At 48.6% G+C, this 20647-nt stretch carries 13 protein-coding genes; 12 read left to right on the top strand and 1 reads right to left on the bottom strand.

Annotated features, from left to right (window positions below):
- Positions 1-125: 125 nt before the first annotated feature.
- The 10 genes from AC5JBY_RS24715 to AC5JBY_RS24670 all read left to right on the top strand — a co-directional run bounded on the left by AC5JBY_RS24715 (position 126) and on the right by AC5JBY_RS24670 (position 17695).
- Positions 126-1343, top strand: a complete 1218-nt coding sequence (locus AC5JBY_RS24715) for an efflux RND transporter periplasmic adaptor subunit (RefSeq protein ID WP_495907345.1) — start codon at positions 126-128, stop codon at positions 1341-1343.
- A 114-nt stretch (positions 1344-1457) separates the two neighbouring features.
- The gene (locus AC5JBY_RS24710) at positions 1458-4610 is read left to right on the top strand and encodes an efflux RND transporter permease subunit (RefSeq protein WP_495907344.1); all 3153 of its coding nucleotides are present in this window, start codon (positions 1458-1460) and stop codon (positions 4608-4610) included.
- 78 nt (positions 4611-4688) lie between these two features.
- Positions 4689-6116, top strand: coding sequence for an efflux transporter outer membrane subunit (locus AC5JBY_RS24705; RefSeq protein ID WP_495907343.1), 1428 nt, complete (start codon positions 4689-4691; stop codon positions 6114-6116).
- Between the two features lie 369 nt (positions 6117-6485).
- Complete coding sequence (locus AC5JBY_RS24700; protein WP_495907342.1) at positions 6486-8873, top strand: TonB-dependent receptor plug domain-containing protein; 2388 nt, start codon at positions 6486-6488, stop codon at positions 8871-8873.
- Positions 8874-8877: 4 nt separating this feature from the next.
- Positions 8878-9804 (top strand): DUF4249 domain-containing protein, encoded by a 927-nt coding sequence (locus AC5JBY_RS24695; RefSeq protein WP_495907341.1) that lies wholly within the window; start codon positions 8878-8880, stop codon positions 9802-9804.
- A gap of 271 nt (positions 9805-10075) precedes the next feature.
- Positions 10076-10540, top strand: coding sequence for a (2Fe-2S)-binding protein (locus tag AC5JBY_RS24690; RefSeq protein WP_495907340.1), 465 nt, complete (start codon positions 10076-10078; stop codon positions 10538-10540).
- Positions 10541-10549: 9 nt separating this feature from the next.
- The gene (locus tag AC5JBY_RS24685) at positions 10550-12772 is read left to right on the top strand and encodes a xanthine dehydrogenase family protein molybdopterin-binding subunit (RefSeq protein WP_495907339.1); all 2223 of its coding nucleotides are present in this window, start codon (positions 10550-10552) and stop codon (positions 12770-12772) included.
- Between the two features lie 47 nt (positions 12773-12819).
- Entirely contained in the window at positions 12820-15789 is a 2970-nt protein-coding gene (locus tag AC5JBY_RS24680) for a ligand-binding sensor domain-containing protein (protein WP_495907338.1), read from the top strand.
- Between the two features lie 5 nt (positions 15790-15794).
- On the top strand, positions 15795-16508 hold the full coding sequence (locus tag AC5JBY_RS24675) for a response regulator transcription factor (protein ID WP_495907337.1): 714 nt from the start codon (positions 15795-15797) through the stop codon (positions 16506-16508).
- A gap of 89 nt (positions 16509-16597) precedes the next feature.
- Positions 16598-17695, top strand: coding sequence for a hypothetical protein (locus AC5JBY_RS24670; protein ID WP_495907336.1), 1098 nt, complete (start codon positions 16598-16600; stop codon positions 17693-17695).
- A gap of 107 nt (positions 17696-17802) precedes the next feature.
- Here AC5JBY_RS24670 and AC5JBY_RS24665 read toward each other — a convergent pair whose 3' ends face one another.
- Positions 17803-18258, bottom strand: coding sequence for a NanQ anomerase/TabA/YiaL family protein (locus tag AC5JBY_RS24665; protein ID WP_495907335.1), 456 nt, complete (start codon positions 18256-18258; stop codon positions 17803-17805).
- A 181-nt stretch (positions 18259-18439) separates the two neighbouring features.
- Between AC5JBY_RS24665 and AC5JBY_RS24660 the strand changes: the two genes are divergently transcribed.
- Both AC5JBY_RS24660 and AC5JBY_RS24655 read left to right on the top strand, forming a co-directional pair.
- Complete coding sequence (locus tag AC5JBY_RS24660; protein ID WP_495907334.1) at positions 18440-18841, top strand: BlaI/MecI/CopY family transcriptional regulator; 402 nt, start codon at positions 18440-18442, stop codon at positions 18839-18841.
- Positions 18842-18863: 22 nt separating this feature from the next.
- Positions 18864-20528, top strand: coding sequence for a M56 family metallopeptidase (locus AC5JBY_RS24655; protein ID WP_495907333.1), 1665 nt, complete (start codon positions 18864-18866; stop codon positions 20526-20528).
- The last annotated feature ends 119 nt before the right edge of the window (positions 20529-20647 follow it).

The raw sequence follows: 20647 nt of genomic DNA, 5'->3' as shown, positions 1-20647 counted from the left end.
ACTGATAGAAACTCAAGTCGATTGCATGCTTTTGCCATAAGCATATTATTGAAACATATACCTGTTTATATAAAACCGGAAGCAAACCCTGCTTCTGTAAACAACCTGTTATGCAATACACAAAGATGAATAGAAGAACTAACAAACCAACCGTTTCCGTCAGCCCGGCCATGCATCGTGTCGTTGCACCGCTTGGGCACATTTTCCTGGGTGCTGTTGTATCCATCATACTATATAGCTGTGGCTCTTCAGCCGCACCCGGAGCTGCCTATGGGGCCATGCCTCCTCCGCAGCTGCCCGTAGTAGCAGTTGTTACATCTCCCGCTACTACTTTCAAAGAATACTCTGCTTCACTCGAAGGACGGGTGAACGTAGAGATCCGCCCACAGGTAGAAGGATACCTCGAAAAGATCTATGTAGATGAAGGCGCTTATGTAAAAGCAGGTCAGCCTCTGTTTAAGATCAATGACCGCATTTACAACGAAGCACTCAATAGCGCTCAATCGAGCGTACTGGCTGCACAAGCCAACGTGCAGAGAGCACAGGTAGAAGTAGATCGCCTGGTACCATTGGTAGATAACAAGGTGATCTCCGAAGTGCAGCTCAAAACTGCCCGCGCTGCCCTCGATGCTGCTAAAGCGTCAGAAGAGCAGGCCAAAGCAGGTGTAGGCAACGCACGCATCAACGTAGGGTACACTTATATCACGGCGCCTGTGAGTGGTTATATCGGCCGCATCCCTTACAAGACAGGTAGCCTGGTAGGTAAAGGAGAAGCCATGCCGTTGACAGTGTTGTCTGAGATCAACGAGATGTATGCTTACTTCTCCATGAGTGAGCCCGACTTTATCACCTTCAAACAGCAATTCGCCGGTAATACCATCGAAGAGAAAGTAAAGAAAGTGCCTGCCGTTGAACTGCTCCTGGCCGATAACAGTGTATACACCGAAAAAGGTAAGATATCTACAGTTGAAGGCCAGTTCGACAGAACTACAGGAACCATTGCCTTCCGCGCTACTTTCCCCAATGCAGGCGGTATGCTCCGCACCGGCAACACTGGTAAAGTGAGAATACCACAACAGCTGGCGCAGGTAGTAGTAGTACCACAGGAAGCTACTTTCGAAATACAGGACAAAGTATTTGTATTCGTAGTAGGCGATAGCAACAAAGTGGCCAGCAAGCCCATTGGCATCGCAGGCAAAACACCTACCTGGTACTTTGTGGAAAGTGGTCTCAAGCCTGGTGAGAAGATCGTATTCGCAGGTACCGGCAACCTGCAGGATGGAATGGCGATCGTGCCACAGCCTATCTCTGCCGACAGTTTATTAAAAGTTAAGCCATTATAAACAAATAATGCTGTAACACCGGATACTGATTTTGTGCTAAATGCTTATTGCTGTAAATACTGAACGCTATAATGAGTTCTGTAATCCGGATGCTGCATTCTAATTCTTTCTCCCATGCTTAGAAAATTCATAGAAAGGCCCGTTTTATCAACGGTCGTGTCCATCATATTGCTGTTGTTGGGCGGTCTGTCGTTGTATACGCTGCCAGTTACACTCTTTCCCGATATCGCGCCCCCCAGCGTACAGGTAACAGCCCTGTACCCGGGAGCCAATGCCGAAGTAGTAGCCCGTTCAGTAGCTACGCCTTTGGAAGAAGCCGTCAACGGTGTGGAAAACATGACCTACATGACTTCCAACTCCAGTAACGACGGTAGTATGACCCTCACTGTTTTCTTCAAACAGGGAACCGACCCGGATATCGCCTCTGTAAACGTACAGAACCGCGTGTCCAAGGCCGTGAGCCAGGTTCCTGCTGAAGTAGTACAGGCAGGTATCTCCACTCAGAAAGTACAGAACAGTATCATCATGTTCGTGGCCCTGTCGAGCGAAGACAGTACGCAATATGATGAGTTGTTTCTCGAAAACTACATCAAGATCAACCTGATCCCCCAGATACAACGTGTACCCGGTGTGGGCCAGGCCCTCGTATTCGGTACCAAGGATTACTCCATGCGTATCTGGTTAAAGCCCGACCGCCTCATTGCCAACAACCTGTCACCACAGGATGTGCTGAACGCGATCAGGGACCAGAATCTTGAAGCAGCACCTGGTCGTCTTGGACAAAGCAGCCCCGAAACATTTGAGTATGTACTTAAATACAAAGGCAAGCTGAACCAATACGAAGACTACGAGAACTTTGTGATCAAGGCCAATCCTGATGGCTCCATGCTGCGCCTGAAAGATGTAGCCCGCGTACAGTTTGGTTCTTATACCTATTCCACCAATAGCCGTATGGATGGCAATCCGGTATCAGGGTTCGCTGTATTCCAGACAGCAGGCTCCAACGCCAACGATATCCTTACAGAGATAGAACGTCAGCTGAAAGACTTTGAGCGCACGCTGCCCAAAGGTGTGAAGACCACCATCATGTTCAACTCCAAAGAGTTCCTTGATGCGTCGATCGACCAGGTAACGGAAACCCTGGTGATCGCCTTCGTGCTGGTGTTCCTCGTGGTGTTCCTCTTCCTGCAGGATTTCCGTTCAACATTGATACCGGCCATTGCAGTACCGGTAGCTATTATAGGTACCTTCTTCTTCATGCAGCTGTTTGGGTTCACCCTCAACCTGCTTACCCTCTTCGCGTTGGTACTCGCCATCGGTATCGTGGTGGATGACGCCATCGTGGTGGTAGAAGCGGTGCACTCGAAGATGGAACGTACCAAACTACCCGCACGCACCGCAACGGTGCAGTCTATGAGTGAGATCTCCGGGGCCATCATCTCTATTACCCTCGTAATGGCGGCGGTGTTCATTCCCGTAGGCTTCATGCAAGGCCCTGCCGGTGTATTCTACAGGCAGTTCGCCTTCACCCTGGCTATCGCGATCCTGATCTCTGCGGTGAACGCGTTGACACTGAGTCCGGCCCTTTGCGCCCTCTTCCTGAAAGGCGGACATGACGAAGAAGTTCATGGCAAAAGAAAAGGATTTGCAGGCCGCTTCTTTGGCGCCTTCAATGCAGGCTTCAACAGCATGACCAATAAATACATCAAGAGCCTGCAGTTCCTGATCAAGCATAAATGGGTACCGATCACAGGTCTTGTTGTCATAGGCGTGCTCTGCTTCTGGCTGATAGGAAAAACGCCTACAGGCTTCATTCCAACAGAAGACCAGGGTTTCGTGCTGTATGCATTGAACACGCCTCCCGGCAGTTCACTCGACAGGACCAAACAGGCAACCCAGCAGATCGAGAATATTATTAAGAACGAACCAGCCGCTAATCACCACTACGTGATCGATGGTCTCAACTTCATCAGCAATGCCAACGCATCACCGTATGCTGCAGGTTTTGTGCGATTGAAAGATTATAAAGACCGTGGTGCAGTGAAAGACCCCGACATGATTGCCGGTGGTATATCACAAAAAGTAGCAGGCATAAAAGGCGCGAACGCCTTCTTCTTCAACTTCCCCACTGTACAGGGATTTGGTAACGTGAGCGGTTTCGAGTTCATGCTGCAGGATAGGAGCAACGGCCCCCTCGATAAACTGGGTAATACTACCTGGGCGTTCATCGGAGCCCTGATGCAAAGACCGGAGATCGCTTATGCGTTCACCACCTTTGCCACTGCCAACCCGCAGTACATGATCGAAGTGGACAATATAAAAGCCAAACAACTGGGCGTATCCATTACCGAGTTGATGCAAACCATGCAGATCTACTACGGAAGTAGCTTCGTGTCCGACTTTAACCGCTTTGGTAAATACTACCGTGTAATGGCGCAAGCCGATCCGTCTTACCGTACCGATGCCAATTCACTCGATGGTATCTATATAAAGAACGGCAGTGGAGAAATGGTGCCAGCTAAATCACTGGTAAGATTGAAAAGGGTTTACGGTCCTGAAACAGTAACCCGTAACAACCTGTTCAATGCCGTTACCATCAACGGAGTACCCAAACCTGGATACAGTACCGGTGATGCCATCAAGGCCATCGAGGAAACAGCTAAGCAGGTGTTGCCACGCGGATATGCATACGAATGGACAGGTGTAACACGTGAAGAGATCAAGACAGGTGGACAAACAGGATTTATCTTCCTGCTCAGTATCATCTTTGTATTCTTCCTGCTGGCAGCCCAGTACGAGAGCTACATTCTGCCGTTCGCTATTATCCTTACCATTCCTACCGGCGTACTCGGTGTGTATTCCTTCATCGGATGGGCCGGCATAGAAAGTAATATATATGTGCAGATCGGTTTGATCATGTTGATCGGTCTGTTGGCCAAGAACGCTATCCTGATCGTTGAGTATGCCGTACAGCGCCGCAGGGCAGGCATGGGACTGATTGAATCGGCACTCGAAGGATCAAGACTTAGGTTGCGTCCGATCCTAATGACCTCCTTCGCGTTCATCGTTGGTCTGTTGCCATTAATATGGACACACGGCGCTTCCGCAAAAGGAAACGCATCTATTGGTACCAGTGCTGTAGGTGGAATGCTTACCGGGGTGATCTTAGGGATATTTATGATCCCTGTACTCTATGTAATATTCCAGTACCTGCAGGAAAAAGTAACCGGCAGAACAGGACCAAGAGAGATCAGCCTGAGCGAATAAAATAATATTTGATCCCGCAGAGCTTGCTCTGCGGGATCTTAAAGAACAATAATAATCGTATTAAAACGGATATACGCCATGCAACAGAAGCATATTCACTTTTATATAGCTGCCTTCGTCGCCGTGGTACTGGTGGGATGTAAGTTAGGTAAGGAATACCAACGCCCCCAGGTACAACTGCCGCAACAGTTTGGCACCACAGCACAGGCACAGAGTTTTGCCGATACCAACAGTATCGCAGACATTGCCTGGAAGGAGTTCTTTACCGATCCAACATTGCAGGAGTTGATTACCCGCGGCATTACTTACAACAATGACTTGCAGGTAGCCATCAAAAGAATAGACATTGCCAATGCCCAGGCAAAGCAGGCGAAGTTACTCCAGCTGCCGAAGGTCGACCTGCAGGTAACGGGAGCCATTAACCGTCCATCAGACAATAGCTTGAACGGACTTAGCGCCAGTGCCTTCTTAGGTAAAGTATACATAGAAAACTACCAGGTGTTGGCCAATATCTCCTGGGAAGCCGATATCTGGGGAAAGATACGTGGACAGAAAGAGACTGTGCTGGCCCAATACCTGCAAACACAGGAAGCTGCCAAGGCAGTACAAACACAACTGGTGTCCAGCATCGCACAAGGTTATTACAACCTGCTGATGCTCGACAGGCAATTGATCATTGCACGCAACAACCTTACACTCAATGATACATTTGTCAACGTTACCCGCTTACTGAGAGATGGAGGCGTAGTAACTACACTGGCAGTGCGTCAGGCAGAAGCACAAAAGCAAACCACTGCCTTATTGATCCCGCAGCTGGAGCAAGACATTGCCATGCAGGAAAATGCCCTGCAGGTATTGACAGGCCAGTTGCCCGGTGCGGTAGCCCGTGCAGCATCGTTGAACGATCTGCCCCTACCCACCAACCTGTCTACCGGATTGCCGGTGGCTATGGTGAGCCGGAGGCCGGATGTACGCACTACCGAATTGGCCCTTGTGATGGCCAATGCGCAGGTAGGTGTGGCGCAAGCCAATATGTACCCTGCGTTTACGATCACGGCAGGTACAGGTCTTGAGTCTTTCAAGTCAAGCAACTGGTTCAACATTCCTGGCTCTCTGTTTGGACTGGCAGCCGGAACAATATTGCAACCGGTATTCAGACAGAAACAACTGAAAACACAATTTGAAATAGCGAAGATCGAAAGAGAGCAGGCAGTGATACAGTTCAGGCAGTCAGTACTGCTGGCTACCGGTGAAGTGAGTAACGCGCTGGTACAGGTAGAAAAGCTGAAAGAACAACGCGTTTTGGCCGGCAACCAGGTAGATACTTTAAAACAGGCCGTTGGCAACGCACAATTGCTCTTCAAGAGCGATATGGCCAACTACCTGGAGGTGATCACCGCCCAAACCAACGCACTGCAGGCCGAATTGAACCTCGCAGCCATCCAGCGCAGCCAATTGGGAGCCGTGGTAGAATTGTACCGCTCCCTCGGAGGCGGTTGGAAATAAGGCAGCGCGCAACACAAAGCAGAACATTCAACACCCATAAACGAGCTTTTTTTTCGAAGATTAAGAGAACCAAAAAGTACGGCAAGTCCAAAGGGTGGGTCGCTCTCAAAAGCGGCTCACCCTTGTTGTTTTTTCGCCTTTTGTTAATCTCCACCTTTTCAATCTGTTAACTCTTCACATCACTACTCGTTTCCTCAATACCTCGTTTCTTTTTCCTTTTTAACCCATCACCGTTCCATTTTGGGAAAACTCAATCTATTCACTTTCCATTCTTATCAACTTTTTAACCTGTTAACTTTTCAACCTACCTCAATAATCCCGGTCCGGTCTTTGCCTGCTAAACGGCTAAATGGTTAACTTAGCTTAGGCATGAGAGCAGTGACCAAGACCAACCACTTTATCCGTTACCTCGTGTTGATGATCTTGAGTATAGCAGCGCAAGTTGCCTATGCACAAAACCATACTTTGACAATACAGGTGGCGGATAGCGCACAGATCCCGGTGAGCAACGCGACCTTGAAGATCAACAAACAGGAAAAGGTCGTAGATTCATCAGGGAATATTGCTATACAATTACCTTCAGGCATTCATCGAATCACCATCTCGGCCGTAGGCCACTATGCCAACACTTTCACCATTCCACTTTACAGTGATACCGCCATCCAGGTACTCTTACGATCACGCGAAAGCCTGTTGACAAATGTAGTGGTCACAGCAAGCGCCAATGTGCACCGCAACCAGATGAGTACCCAATCGCTGAACATTACACAGATCAAGAAATTGCCCGTTGTATTTGGGGAAATTGATCCACTAAAGACAATCACCCTGTTGCCCGGCATTAAAAGCGGGGGAGAGGCGAGTGCGGGTATCTATGTACGTGGTGGCGGGCCCGATCAAAATCTGGTGCTATTGGATGGCATACCCGTTTACAATCCCAATCACCTGCTCGGATTCTTCAGCGTCTTCAATGGCGAAGCGGTAAAAAATATTGAGGTCATTAAAGGTGGCATACCCGCCGAATACGGAGGCCGTCTCAGCAGCGTGATAGCAGTGGACACCCGTGATGGGAACAAAGACACCCTGAAAGGAAGTGGCGGCATAGGATTGATCTCCTCCCGCGTTTCGCTGGAAGGACCCATAGTGAAAGGCAAGTCCTCCTTCATCCTCAGCGCCCGGCGCACGTATATTGACCAGGTGGCCAAACTGTTTGCCCGCGACACCATTGGCGATAATGGGTACTACTTTTACGACGTCAACTTCAAGGCCGATTACCAGCTCAATAAGAACAATGCTCTATACTTCACCTTCTACCACGGAAAAGATGACTTCAACTTTGTAGATGATGACGAAGACGGTCCCGAACGCCGCTTCAATGCGGTATGGGGCAATACGATCCTGGGCCTTTCCTGGAAACAGCAATTGAATAAAAAGTTGAAACAGGAACTGGCGATAGTGCGCAATGATTTCAACCTCGATACCAAAGTATCATTCGGCATCAATGGATTTGTTTTCTCCTCCGGGCTCACCGATTACCAGCTGAAGAACGACTGGACCTATACAGCCAACAGTTGGATGAAATGGAAGTGGGGACTGCTATATACCCGCCACGAATTTCGGCCCGGCGCAGGAAGCTCCAATGCCGGTGTGCAGGAATTCAAGACTTCCATCACAGATCAGTATGCGCGTGAAGCAGCAGCTTACGTGAGCACAGACCTCAACATCACACCACAGCTGAATATTATAGCAGGATTACGCTACAGCTATTTTAATCAGGTAGGACCTACAGAGCGTGTGCTGTACGGTCCCGACGGATCACCCACTGGCGAAACAGAACGATATGGAAAAGGACAAAGCATAGCACGCTATCATTATCCCGAGCCCCGCTTTAGTGCGCTCTATCGCCTGCCCGGAAAAGCCAGTATCAAGGTGTCCTACACACGTACTATACAATACCTGCACCTCGCAACCACCAGCGCTGCAACATTTCCCAGCGATCTTTGGGTGCCATCAGGCAGCCTTATCAAGCCGGCGAAGGCCCAGCAGGTGGCAGCAGGATTTTTTAAAGACCTCGGCAATGGCGCTTATGAAATGAGTGTAGAAGCCTATTACAAAACCATGTCCAACCAACTGGAGTTTAAACCCGGGGCCCGCTTATTGCTGAACCAGAACATCGAAGGAGAAATGATCTTCGGAACAGGAAAAGCCTACGGCCTTGAACTGTTCTTCCAGAAAAAGACCGGAAGACTTACTGGTTGGATTGGGTATACACTCAGCCGCACAGAACGCACATTCCCTGCTATGAACGAAGGCAAACCATTTCCATATCGCTACGACCGTACCCACGATGTAAGCGTAGTGGCCAATTATAAACTCAGCAGCAAATGGGATGCTTCAGGAGTTTTTGTATATGGCACTGGCAATGCATTGACCATGCCTACCGGCCGGTTTGTATACAACCTTGGTTACAACGAATACGAAAAGAGGCCGGTTTTTACCAGCCTGAACCAATACGATAAGATCAACGATTATCGAATGCCGGCTTATCACAGAGTAGACCTTTCATTTACCTATACACCAAAACCGAATAGTACAAAACGCTTTAAGAGCAGCTGGATCTTTAGTCTTTATAATCTTTATAACAGGCAGAATCCCTATTTTATTTATATGGATGTGCAGGAAGATGAAGAAACCATTCAGGGAAAGAAAGTATTTCTGTTTCCCATTTTACCAGGCGTTACCTGGAACTTTAAATTTTAGGAACATGAGGAAAGTAAAGTGTAAAATAGGATGGGCAGCCCTTGTATCACTCATAGCTTTTGTAGCATGTGAGCGGGATTTTGATATAAAGATCAAGAACAACGAGCCACAACTGGTAGTGGAAGCATACATCAACAATTTATTGCCCACCTTCAACTATGTGGTGTTGAGCAAAAGCAAGAACTACTATGAACCCGGATTTCAGAATACGCCGGTAGGAGGAGCAAAAGTGTACATTACCGAAGGCGAGCTATCCGCAGATAACAAATACCGTTGGGATGAAACCTCTACACGCGAACTAAGAGAAGTCGCCCTGCCCCAGGTTAGGAATTCGCCCGCATCAGGTGTTTATTTTGATCCCAGGCTTGTTACCGATTCTGCCAACGCATTGAGAGGGAAACCTGGCAAGCACTACCTCTTGGAAATAGAAGTGGAGGGAAAGAAATACACGGCCACCACAGCGCTGCTGATACCGGTGCCTGTAGACAGCCTCAGTACGGGCAATTACTTCGTGGACGAAGACGATGACCACGACACCTTGACAAAAGCACGAATAACAGTTTATTTTAAAGACCCCGATACCATTGGCAATACCCAGCTCTATTACTGGCGTCACGGCGGCATTCGCAACAACTTTGGCTGGGGAGGCTTAGGCGCCAATTGGTATACCCCCGGTACAGATGAATTGGTAAATGGGCAGAATGTCAAGATCACTCACTCTTACGGATTTGTGATAGGTGATACGGTCGAATACTTTATGGCCAATGTAGAAAGGAAAGTATACAACTTCTGGGATAGCTTCAATAAAGCCAGGGACAATGGAGGACCCTTTGCTACGCCGGTATCCCTCCTCAGTACCATCAATGGTGAAAATGTAACTGGCTGCTTCAGCGGCTTCAGCCTCAGCACCCGGAATATAATTGTGAAATGACACCTTCTTTTTGTCATTTCGAACGAAGCGCTAGCGTAGTGAGAAATCTGCTGTCGAAGCAAACGCGAATTGCCCGGTCCTTTAGGGCCGGGAGAAAAACAAGTAGGTCGACTGGGCTTTAGCCCAATTCTTTGCTACGAAACAAAAGTGCCGCTGCTACTCATTAAGCTCACATTAAACTTATTACTCCGCCCTGTAATTATTGTAAATTTAAGACGACATATACCACAGCAGTCCCACCGGGGCAGGCCACCTATTAAATGATTTCGCAATGGAACAAACGATTGTACTCAAAGTCAATGGCAAAGACTGGAGCTTGAACATAGATCCCGAAATGCCATTATTATATGCACTCAGGAACAATCTGCAATTGAATGGACCCAAATACGGTTGCGGCATGGCGCTTTGCGGAAGCTGCATGGTATTGTTGGATGGAAAAGCACAGCCCTCCTGCATCATGCCTTGCTCTACAGCTGCCACCCACTCCATTACAACACTCGAAGGCATTGGCAACAGAGAGAAACTACATCCTGTACAAAAAGCTTGTATTGAAGAGCAGGCCGCACAATGCGGCTATTGCCTCAATGGCGTTATTATGTGCGCCAAAGAACTGCTGGAAAACAATACGCATCCCACAGATACAGAAATAAGAGAAGCCCTGCAACGTGTGCTCTGCCGCTGCGGCACCCACACCCGCTTCATCAGTGCCATTAAAAAAGCAGCCGCTCAACTTTAACACACGCCCATGTCAATACACCACACAGATACACCAGCCAATCCCGGAAGACGTCATTTCCTCAAAGCCACGGGGCAATTACTGATCGGTTTCAGTATTATACCATCCACCTTCAGGGCAATGCAGGCAATGACTGCCGATGCAGTAACGGTCGATGAAGGAAACATCAATGCATGGCTCAGGATCGATGCAGAAGGGAATGTCACGGTGTTGACGGGTAAAACAGAATTGGGCCAGGGCATAAAAACAGCCCTGATGCAAATAGCAGCCGAGGAGTTGGACGTGAGCATGAAGCACATGCACATTATTATCTCAGATACAGCACAAACTGCCGATGAACGATATACAGCTGGCAGCGCTTCCATCACAGGCAGTGGTAGTGCCATCCGCGAAGCAGCAGCAGAAGCAAGAAGAGTATTACTGGAAATGGCCGCAGAAAAATTACAAACACAAGTAGGCGGTCTCAATGTGAAAGATGGCATGGTAACAGCCACAGCTACCGGTAGATCCATTAGCTATGCAGCCTTATTAGATGGAAAAAGTATACAAGGAAAAGTCTCTGGTAAAGCACCGCAGAAAGATCCATCAAAATATACATTGGTAGGCACTTCCTGGCCACGCGAAGACATAGCAGCCATGGCCACAGGTGAGCCGGTATATGTACAGGACATGAGACTACCCGGCATGCTGCACGCACGTGTAGTACGTCCGCCAGCATACGGCGCCAAACTGTTGACATTGCCGGAAGACAAACTGAAAACATTGCCAGGCATTGTAAAGCTGGTACGCAATGGCAGCTTTGTAGGCATTGTGGCCCAGGAAGAATACCAGGCCATGAAAGCACTGAAGCTGCTGCAACAGAGCGCTACCTGGAGCAAGCCGGCATTGCAGCCTGCTCAGCCACAATTGTTCGACCATATACTACAACAAAATACCAATAGCGAAGTCGTCAAGAAAAATGAATCGGTAAACCCGGCTATTGAAGGCGCTGCTACCAAACTGGAAGCAGTATACAAACGACCCTACCACATGCATGGCTCCATTGGCCCGTCTTGTGCAATAGCCGAATGGAAAGACGATCAGCTGACAGTATGGTCCCACACACAAGGAGCTTTTCCTCTCAGGGGCACGCTGTCCGATCTGTTGGGTATACCGGAAACCAGGATCAGGGTAATGGCAGTGCCGGGCTCAGGTTGCTATGGACACAATGGTGCTGATGATGTAGGCGCAGATGCAGCCTTGCTGGCGATGGCAGTGCCGGGAAAACCAGTGCGTGTACAATGGATGCGCGATGATGAGCACAGTTGGGAGCCATACGGATCAGCTATGCTGCTGCGCTTAAAAGGCGGCCTCGATGCACAAGGCAACCTGCTGGCATTGAGTACAGAACTTTGGTCCGATACACACAGCTCCCGTCCCGGAGGCCGCGCTGGCCATTTCATTGCAGGCCGCGATCTGGAGAAACCCTTTACCTTTTCTGTTGGGCGCTTCTCCGGTGGTAGCTACCGCAACTCTCAGCCACTATACGATACACCGAGCCAGGTGATCCTCAACAATTGCAAAGGACCACTCAGAACTTCTGCGTTGCGTAGCCTCGGCGCTTATGCCAACATATTCGCCCTCGAATCCTTCATGGATGAGCTGGCCCATAAAGCAGGTAAAGACCCTGCCGACTTCAGGCTGAAGTACCTGAAAGATGAACGCGCAAGAGCCGTCATAGAAATGGTGATAGAGAAAACCCAGTGGCGCGATCGCATTAAGAAGAAAGGAGCCGGCCTGGGTATTGCCTTTGCTCAATATAAAAACGATGCATCCTATTGTGCAGTAGTGGCAGAAGTGCAGATCGATAAAAAAACAAAACAATACCGGCTTGTAAAACTTACCAGCGCTATCGATGCAGGCCAGGCAATTAATATAGATGGCATCATCAACCAAACAGCCGGCGGCATGATACAATCAGCCAGTTGGACGATGCTCGAAGAAGTGCGCTACAACGAAGGAGGCATACTCACCCGGGCCTGGGATTCATATCCCATCCTGCGCTTCAATGCAGTACCTCACACAGAAGTATTTGTCATCAACAAAACAGGACTGCCGCCATTGGGAGCAGGAGAGGCGGCACAAGGACCCACGGCCGCAGCCATTGCCAACGCTATTTTCAATGCTACAGGCAGCAGACTACGGGAACTGCCATTGAAGCCAGCTAAGATCGACTGGAATAAAGTATCATGATATTAGCTCCGTAAATCATATATTCACGATAGCAACTCCCTGAATAGATGACTAAACGGACCCCTCTCCGGCAGGCCCTGCTATTGCATGCCTGCATGCTCCTGACCCTGTCGATGCATGCACGACAACAACGTTTCATTACCTGGAACGTATCCCACGGCCTCTCCCAAAGCAGCGTACACACCATTTACCAGGACAGCGATGGCCTCATCTGGATCGGCACACAGGATGGCCTCAACAGCTTCGATGGTCAGCACTTCAAAACCTGGAAACACCACCAGCACGATACCACTACCATCAGCGATCAGTTCATACTTTCCATTACAGAAGACAATACCGGCCACCTCTGGATAGGCACCCGTAACGGCTTTAATAAATTCAATAAACGTACTGGCAAGTTTACCCGGTATTATACTACCCTTGAAGAGAAGAGAACGATCGGCCACCCTTACTTCACAATATTGAAAAACCGGCAAGGCGATATACTCGTGCCGGGCAGAATAGGCATTTTATCGGTATTTAAGAATGGTCAGGACGGAGCAGGCTTACAAACGTATCCCCTTATGATCAGTGATCCCGCTATAGACAGCAGCGGTCGCCTTTGGGGCTTCGATAAAAACAATATACTCTATTGCTATGATCCTGCACTGCAATACCGGCCACAGAAAATGACAAGCCTGCCGCAGGCTACCCAGCTCAAATGTGTAATAAGCCCTGCACAGGAATTGTGGTGCTATGAAGAAGGTGCAAAAAACAGCATATGGCGTTACTATATATCATCACGCAAATGGGAACAGCAACCCTTGTCGGTGCCTGCTGTGATCACGCACATCGGCTTCGACCACAATAGCCATCCATGGATCAGCACGTACAAGGGATTATATACCATATCACAACAGCAATTGCCACAACAGGTCGCCATTGCAAAAGATGAACAGTTCACCTTACCCCCGGGAAAACTATTGTGCAGTTACCACGACAGGCAAGGCAACCTCTGGGTAGGTTCCGCAAGCGGTGGTTTGGCCTTTCACAATCCCGCTTTTAATAACTATGCCCTGTTAACAACAGGCATCAGGAATGATGGCATAACAGCAGCTGTTGATTATTCGGAAGACGAACGATGGATAGCAGCGGTAAGTGGACTATATGTCGCTCGCCGCCAACCCGGTGAAGAAAATAACTATGCAATAGAAAAACGGTTACTGCCCGGACAGGTTATCACGGCACTCGCAAATGACAAAGAAGGTAAAATATGGGCAGCTGTTCAAAAGAAAGGATTGTATGTGATTAATAAAGGCAGCATGCAATCACCTGTTCAGGTGCCACAGGCACTGCTGCAGGATAAAGACATCAATTACCTCTTTTGCGACAACCACAACAGGATATTGGTAGGAACAGTGAAGGGATTATTTATACTTGATCAGGCTACGGGTAAATGGCAGGGATTCACGAAGCTGAATGATAACAGCGCCACGGGATATTACATTATGAATATATTCCAGGATGATCAGCATCGTATCTGGGTAGGTAAAAATACAGGCGTCGATGTGTACGATGAAGAACTCAGGATGCTGTTCACGATCAACAGCGCGTCCGATACATCCGCCATCAACCGCACGCTCATTACGGCCATCACGCAGGACAAACGTGGCGACATATGGATAGCGACCCTCAGCAGCGGCATCTACCAATACCATAATGGAAAACTGTCCCAGTTTACCACCGATCATGGCTTAAGCAGTAATGTCACCTATGGCATTATTGGCGATCAGAAAGGACGCCTTTGGATTACCACTACTTCAGGCATCAACATCTACGTGCCCGAAGAAAAGAAGTTTTATAAGCCAGGCTTCAGTGAAGGTGTACCGGCAGGAGATTACATGGTAGGGGCGCTCACCCTGAACGAGCAAGGACAGATTTACCTGGGCACTACACACGGCCTGCTGGTGGCGAATGCCAACAACATCGAGCTGCAAAATAAAACCGCAGAAGCGGCAGTGAGCGACGTGAAAGTAAATGGAGAAAGCATAGCGTCCCTGCAACAATCCTATGTGCTGCAGCCCGGCTACACAACCATTAGCTTTGAATTTTCTATACGCGAAGCCTTCCAGCCGGGCAACCTTATTTACCAGTACCGGCTTAGCCACGAAAAAGAGTGGAATACATTACCACAGGGAACGGCGCGCATCAACTATACACAGTTGCCATTTGGAGCCGTCACGATGCAGGTGCGGGCTGCTTATTCCACAGCCGAATTACGGGAAGCGCCGGTGTCTACATTCAGCATGAACGTTCGGCCACCCTGGTGGCAAACGACCTGGTTCAAGGGGCTGTCGTTCCTGGCCATAGGAGGACTCATCGGTTGGGGAGTTAGGATCTACACACAAGCCAAATACGCCCGGCAAATGCAGGCCCTGCAGGTGCAACGGCAGCTCCAGCGGGAACGCGAAAGAATTAGCCGCGACCTGCACGATAACATCGGCGCCTACACTTCAGCCCTCATAGCAGGCATCAACCGCCTGAAAGATGAAAACCATGAACACACGGAAGTAGAAGAACTGGGGGAATATGCCGCCGGCATCATGGCTTCCCTGCGGCAAACAATATGGGTATTGAATAATGAAAGCCTCACCCTCACCGCTTTTGTTGACAGGTTCAAAAGCTATGCGGTAAAGATCATGAGAAACTATCCAGACATCACCCTGCAAATACACCAGGACTCGCCGGCAGAGAAAACCCTCTCCCCCCAGCAATCACTCAACCTCTTCCGCATCATGCAGGAAGCATTGCATAACGCCTGTAAATATGCTGCAGCCACCTGTATAGAAATAACAGTCTTGAACCGCGATCAATTCAGCATCACCATAAAAGACAATGGAAGAGGATTAAGCAACCACAAAAAAGAAGACAGCTATGGCCTCCACAACATGGAGCAGCGCGCAGAAGAATCAGGTTATAATTTATTGATACAGTCCGGCGAGGGATCAGGAACAGCCGTGCACATACAGGAAAAATAGTGCAAATGCAGTATCCCCCGGCAGCAGTTAAAAAACAATATTTGTACATGACCCGCATCGGCATCGTAGACGATAAGATGATCAACCGGAAAACCGCGCAGCGCAACCTGCAGGGAGCGGCAGATATACGGATAGTGCTGGAAGCCTCCTCCGGCCAGGATTTCATTGAAAAAATGGAACACCTCACAGAGGCAGAAAGGCCACAGATCGTACTCATGGACATTGATATGCCGCAAATGAGCGGCATTGAAGCCATAGCCATCGGCACCATCAGGTTTCCCGGCACCAGGTTCCTGGTCCTTACGGTATTCGACGACGATGAGAAAATATTCGAAGCCATACAGGCAGGCGCTTCCGGTTACCTCCTCAAAGACGATTCAGCCGTACAGTTGGCCGAAGCCATCACAAACATTATGGAATTCAACGGCACACCCATGAGTCCTGCTGTGGCCCGTAAAACCCTGTCCTGGCTGCGGGAGCTCCAGTATAAGCCGGGAGCGCCGGCAACATCACCGGTCACCAGCGACAAACTACTCAGCAACCGCGAACTGGAGATCATGAAACTGATGGTAGAAGGTTTGGAATACAAAAGCATCGCTGCAAGACTATCCATTAGCCCCAACACGGTGCGGGCCCACATCAGTAAAATATACGAAAAGCTCCACATCAACTCCAAAGCACAGGCAGTACAACTCGCGTATAAGTATAAATGGGTATAATTGCTGGCTAATGCAAATGCACTATTGATTCCGCTTCCCCGTAAAGATAGCTTTGAGGCATTATAGCAATCCCCATAAACCCTCTTTAAATGAAAAAGCTATTCTTTACCCTGCTGATCACAGCTTGCAGTGCAATGGCTGTTGCTCAGGACTTCGATGTATTCACCTTTATCAAAAGTGGCACATTCGGCAAGCAGACCATTTTAAAAGACATGAACAAACTGGCCATCCCACAGGCCACCATCATCTTTAAAACAGCCACTACAAAAGATTATCTGAAAAATGAAAGAGGCGGCTTGCTGGGCGGACGCAAATCCGGGGGTGGTACCGTCACCGGCAAGATCACAGCTTACCTCGAGATCACAGATGGAGAGCTTACACAAGAAGATTACCAGTTGATGGCAGACCAGTTCTATGGTTACCTCACAAAACGTCTGAACGAGAACGGCATTGGTACAGTAGATTGGAACACCATCACCCAGAAAGACTTTTACCAGGCAGGCGATGATGCGGAAGAAGAAGACAAAACACGCAAAAGCGAAGAAAAGAAAGGACAGATCTACACCATGGTCAATGCCAACAAAGGAAAGACCGTCACTACCTACGATCCTTCCCGCACTTTCAACTTCGGCTTTGCCGGCATGAAAATAAAAAGAGCAGCCAACTTCTCCGAAGAGCTGGGTGCACCCATCTTATTCCTGCATACAGTAGTAGACTTTGTAGACCTGATGCTGGAAGGTGATGTACATACGGGCTCCGGCGTTAAATACGAGTGGATGAACAACCCTGTCACAAAAACCGATTTTGGTCTTTATGAGATCAAGACGAGTTTCAAGAACTATGAAATGAATGCCAAAGCTGCCCCCAATGTAAAAGTGGCTGGCTGGACTACCTGGGATGGCAAGAGCATGGGCGGCAGGCTGATGTTTCAAAACGATCGCTCCAAAACAGATACCTACATGTTCAATGCCGATATTCCCTCCTTTACAGAGTTCGCTACAGAGCTTACCCAGGACCCTAATCGTAAAGTATTGAACAAACGCGAGAACATCTTTGCCAAAGACATACGCTATGTACCGGTAGTAGTGGCAACTACCAAAGCAAAATACATGAACGCTGTACAAAAAGCGCTGGAAAACTTTGCAGATGCATTGATATACCAGGTGAAGCTCAGCAAAAAGTCATAGTCTCATTAACCATAGGAATATAAACGTTCGCGCGCATCAGAGTAGTTTAGCAAAAGGTCAAAGGCCCCGTAAGGGGCCTTTGGTGCTATATAAACCTTTCAAATTCTTTATTGAGTGCTCACCTTCATCACCACCTTCTTCACGGGCGAAGGCTGCTTCACCATAATATTAGGCATGTGCAGATCAGTAGGATAGAAGATCGCAAACATACCAGCCTCCAGCTTCGAGAAAAAAGCAGGCTGCTCACCAAATAACCAATAATCATTAGCCTCATCATACTCCTTGGCAGGCGACTGCTGGCGCAGCCAGTCATGGCCGATAAGCTCCTGGCCACTCACAATATACTGGACATCGATGTATTTTTTGTGCGCCTCCATCTTTTCACCGGCAGCAGGAACAGTGTCATATTCATTTACAATGGCAATAACATTGGTGCCATCAATCTCATACCTGCCCTTGGGCACCTGCGAAAAATCAGTTTCAGTAAGATACTGGAAAGCCTTCACGACCCGGGGGCCAAGATTATAATACAGGATCGCATTCTGTAAAGTGTCGATAACCATGTTGGGTAATAATATTAGAACAGCAAGATACTCCTTTGCACTTACAAACAAAATCGGGAAGGCATCAAAATAGGAGCTATAATATTAATAATCAGCTTGAAGTGCCGCTTTTAGCCCCCTCGGCAGAAAAAATATAAAGCTATTTGTTATAAACGTACGTTTTTTATCGTACCTTGGTCCTATGAAGCTTAGAAAAGAACCTGCCGGCAAAGAAACAGTGCCCACCAAAGCAGAGATGGATGTGCTCCAGGTACTCTGGCAACACGGCCCTTCCACCGTTCGGTTTGTACACGATACACTCAACGAACAGAAGGAAGCGGTACAATACACATCTACCCTCAAGCTCATGCAGGTGATGACAGAAAAAGGAATGCTCACAAGAGATGAGTCCAGCATGAAGCACGTATACAGTGCGGCACTCGAAGAAAGCAAGACGAAAGGCTCCATGTTGAGCCGCTTCGTAGATAATATGTATGATGGCTCCGTGAGCAATCTCATGGTTGCCCTGTTAGGAAATGACAAAACCTCCGAAAAAGAATTACAGGTGTTGAAGGAAATGTTGAAGAAACTGGATGATAAATAAATAAGCACAAAAGCAGTACAACATGAACGCCCTTGTAAACAACATACTGTTGGAACGAAGCCTCCAGGCCTTCTGCTGGATGCTGATCCATTCCCTTTGGCAGGGCCTGCTGTTAGCCCTTGTCACCGGCATCGTAATGCTGCTGACCAATAAAGCCAAAGCAGAAACACGGTATGCCCTTACAACCGGTCTTTTCTTTACATTCCTGGCAGTCTGCTGCGGCACCTATATCTATGAATGGAACAATGGGTTTGCAGCAACCGACTCTCAGACTGCAAAGACAGGATTTGGTAATATAGCCTTGCTGCAGCACTATGGTATCGACGGATGGCCTGCTGCCTTGGCCCAATACTGCTCTTCCCATGCAACATACATTGTGTTGGGATGGTTTGCCATCTTCACCTTCCGCTGCTGGCAAATGAGCCGTGCATTCAGTTACATACGGCGCGTGCGCACAAGCAATCACCGGTCGCCTGGTGTTTACTGGCAAAACAAGATCAGTACCCTCACACAACAGTTACAGATAAAGCGAACAGTAACGATGCTCGAATCAGGTATTACCAAAGTACCTGTAGTCATTGGCCACCTGAAGCCGGTTATTTATATGCCGCTTGGTTTACTGGCCAACCTGCCGCCCGACCAGGTAGAAGCAGTACTGTTGCACGAACTGGCACACATCCGGCGCAACGACTACCTTGTCAACCTGCTGCAGAATATGGCAGAAAGTGTCTTCTTCTTCAATCCCGGATTATTATGGGTATCGTCATTGGTAAAACAGGAAAGAGAACACTGCTGTGATGATGTGGCCCTGGCTCACACAGGCAATAAAAAACAGTTCATTCAGGCATTGATCAGCTTCAAAGAACATGTTATATATGGCAACAGCCAGGCGGTGGCCTTCCCCGGTAAAAAGAGCCATTTATTACAACGTGTGACACGCATAGTATACAACCGCAACAACACATTAAGCGGAGGAGAAAAGATATTCCTGCTCGGTAGCCTGTTGATATGCTTTGCCCTATTGGGAGCAATGACTGGTGGACAAGCCACGCCGGTTGTAGCCGTGAAAGAACCGGTAAAAGAAATAACGGCAGCAATACTACTGCCACTGCCGCAACCTGCAGCAACTCCAGTGAGTGTAAAAGAAAAGAAGACAACACCGGTAAAGAGAAATACAACAACAGCTCGCCGGATACCAACAACAGTAAGCACCCAGGTAATACAAACGGAGCTGGCCATGAATGCACAAAGCAGCCATGAACAAACCGTGGAGATCGCCCAACGGCAAAGAGAGGAAGAGATGAAAGTTGCATCGCATACAGAAAGCCAGGCCGACCGGTATCGCAGGCAGGCAGAACAAGATCATCAGCAGGCTATGCGCGACCGTGAGCAGGCAGCAAAAGACCGTGCACAAGCTGATCGTGACCGCGAGCGGGCCAACATAGATAGACAAAGAGCCGAACAAGATCGTGCTCAGGCCGAGCGCGATAGATTGCAGGCCGACAGAGATCGTGCACAGGCAGACAAAGATCGTGAGCAGGCGGAAAGAGACAGAGCACAGGCAGACAGGGACAGGGCGCAGGCCAATGAACACCGCCGGCAGGCCGATAGAGACCGCAAACAATTTGAGCAGAAAAGAGTAGAACAACTTAGAAATACAGCAACTCCGCTTTACACCAACCCATAAAGATGCGCACTTTACAGGTTGAGTAGTATCCTATCAATATCGTTGAATTAAGATGTCACCCTGCGTGTCCCGCCCTGCGGGAAGCTCGTCGAAGGGTTGTAAAAATTCACCAGGAGTGA

It is taken from the genome of Paraflavitalea sp. (genome assembly GCF_059502485.1).
This window is presented reverse-complemented; position numbering and strand designations above follow the sequence as displayed.

Bases quoted from the DNA above. Each gene is read 5' to 3' on its own strand.
- AC5JBY_RS24685 (WP_495907339.1), top strand. From the start codon at position 10,550: ATGTCAATACACCACACAGATACACCAGCCAATCCCGGAAGACGTCAT.
- AC5JBY_RS24665 (WP_495907335.1), bottom strand. From the start codon at position 18,258: ATGGTTATCGACACTTTACAGAATGCGATCCTGTATTATAATCTTGGC.
- AC5JBY_RS24690 (WP_495907340.1), top strand. From the start codon at position 10,076: ATGGAACAAACGATTGTACTCAAAGTCAATGGCAAAGACTGGAGCTTG.
- AC5JBY_RS24715 (WP_495907345.1), top strand. From the start codon at position 126: ATGAATAGAAGAACTAACAAACCAACCGTTTCCGTCAGCCCGGCCATG.
- AC5JBY_RS24705 (WP_495907343.1), top strand. From the start codon at position 4,689: ATGCAACAGAAGCATATTCACTTTTATATAGCTGCCTTCGTCGCCGTG.
- AC5JBY_RS24660 (WP_495907334.1), top strand. From the start codon at position 18,440: ATGAAGCTTAGAAAAGAACCTGCCGGCAAAGAAACAGTGCCCACCAAA.
- AC5JBY_RS24695 (WP_495907341.1), top strand. From the start codon at position 8,878: ATGAGGAAAGTAAAGTGTAAAATAGGATGGGCAGCCCTTGTATCACTC.
- AC5JBY_RS24655 (WP_495907333.1), top strand. From the start codon at position 18,864: ATGAACGCCCTTGTAAACAACATACTGTTGGAACGAAGCCTCCAGGCC.
- AC5JBY_RS24700 (WP_495907342.1), top strand. From the start codon at position 6,486: ATGAGAGCAGTGACCAAGACCAACCACTTTATCCGTTACCTCGTGTTG.
- AC5JBY_RS24670 (WP_495907336.1), top strand. From the start codon at position 16,598: ATGAAAAAGCTATTCTTTACCCTGCTGATCACAGCTTGCAGTGCAATG.
- AC5JBY_RS24680 (WP_495907338.1), top strand. From the start codon at position 12,820: ATGACTAAACGGACCCCTCTCCGGCAGGCCCTGCTATTGCATGCCTGC.
- AC5JBY_RS24710 (WP_495907344.1), top strand. From the start codon at position 1,458: ATGCTTAGAAAATTCATAGAAAGGCCCGTTTTATCAACGGTCGTGTCC.
- AC5JBY_RS24675 (WP_495907337.1), top strand. From the start codon at position 15,795: ATGCAGTATCCCCCGGCAGCAGTTAAAAAACAATATTTGTACATGACC.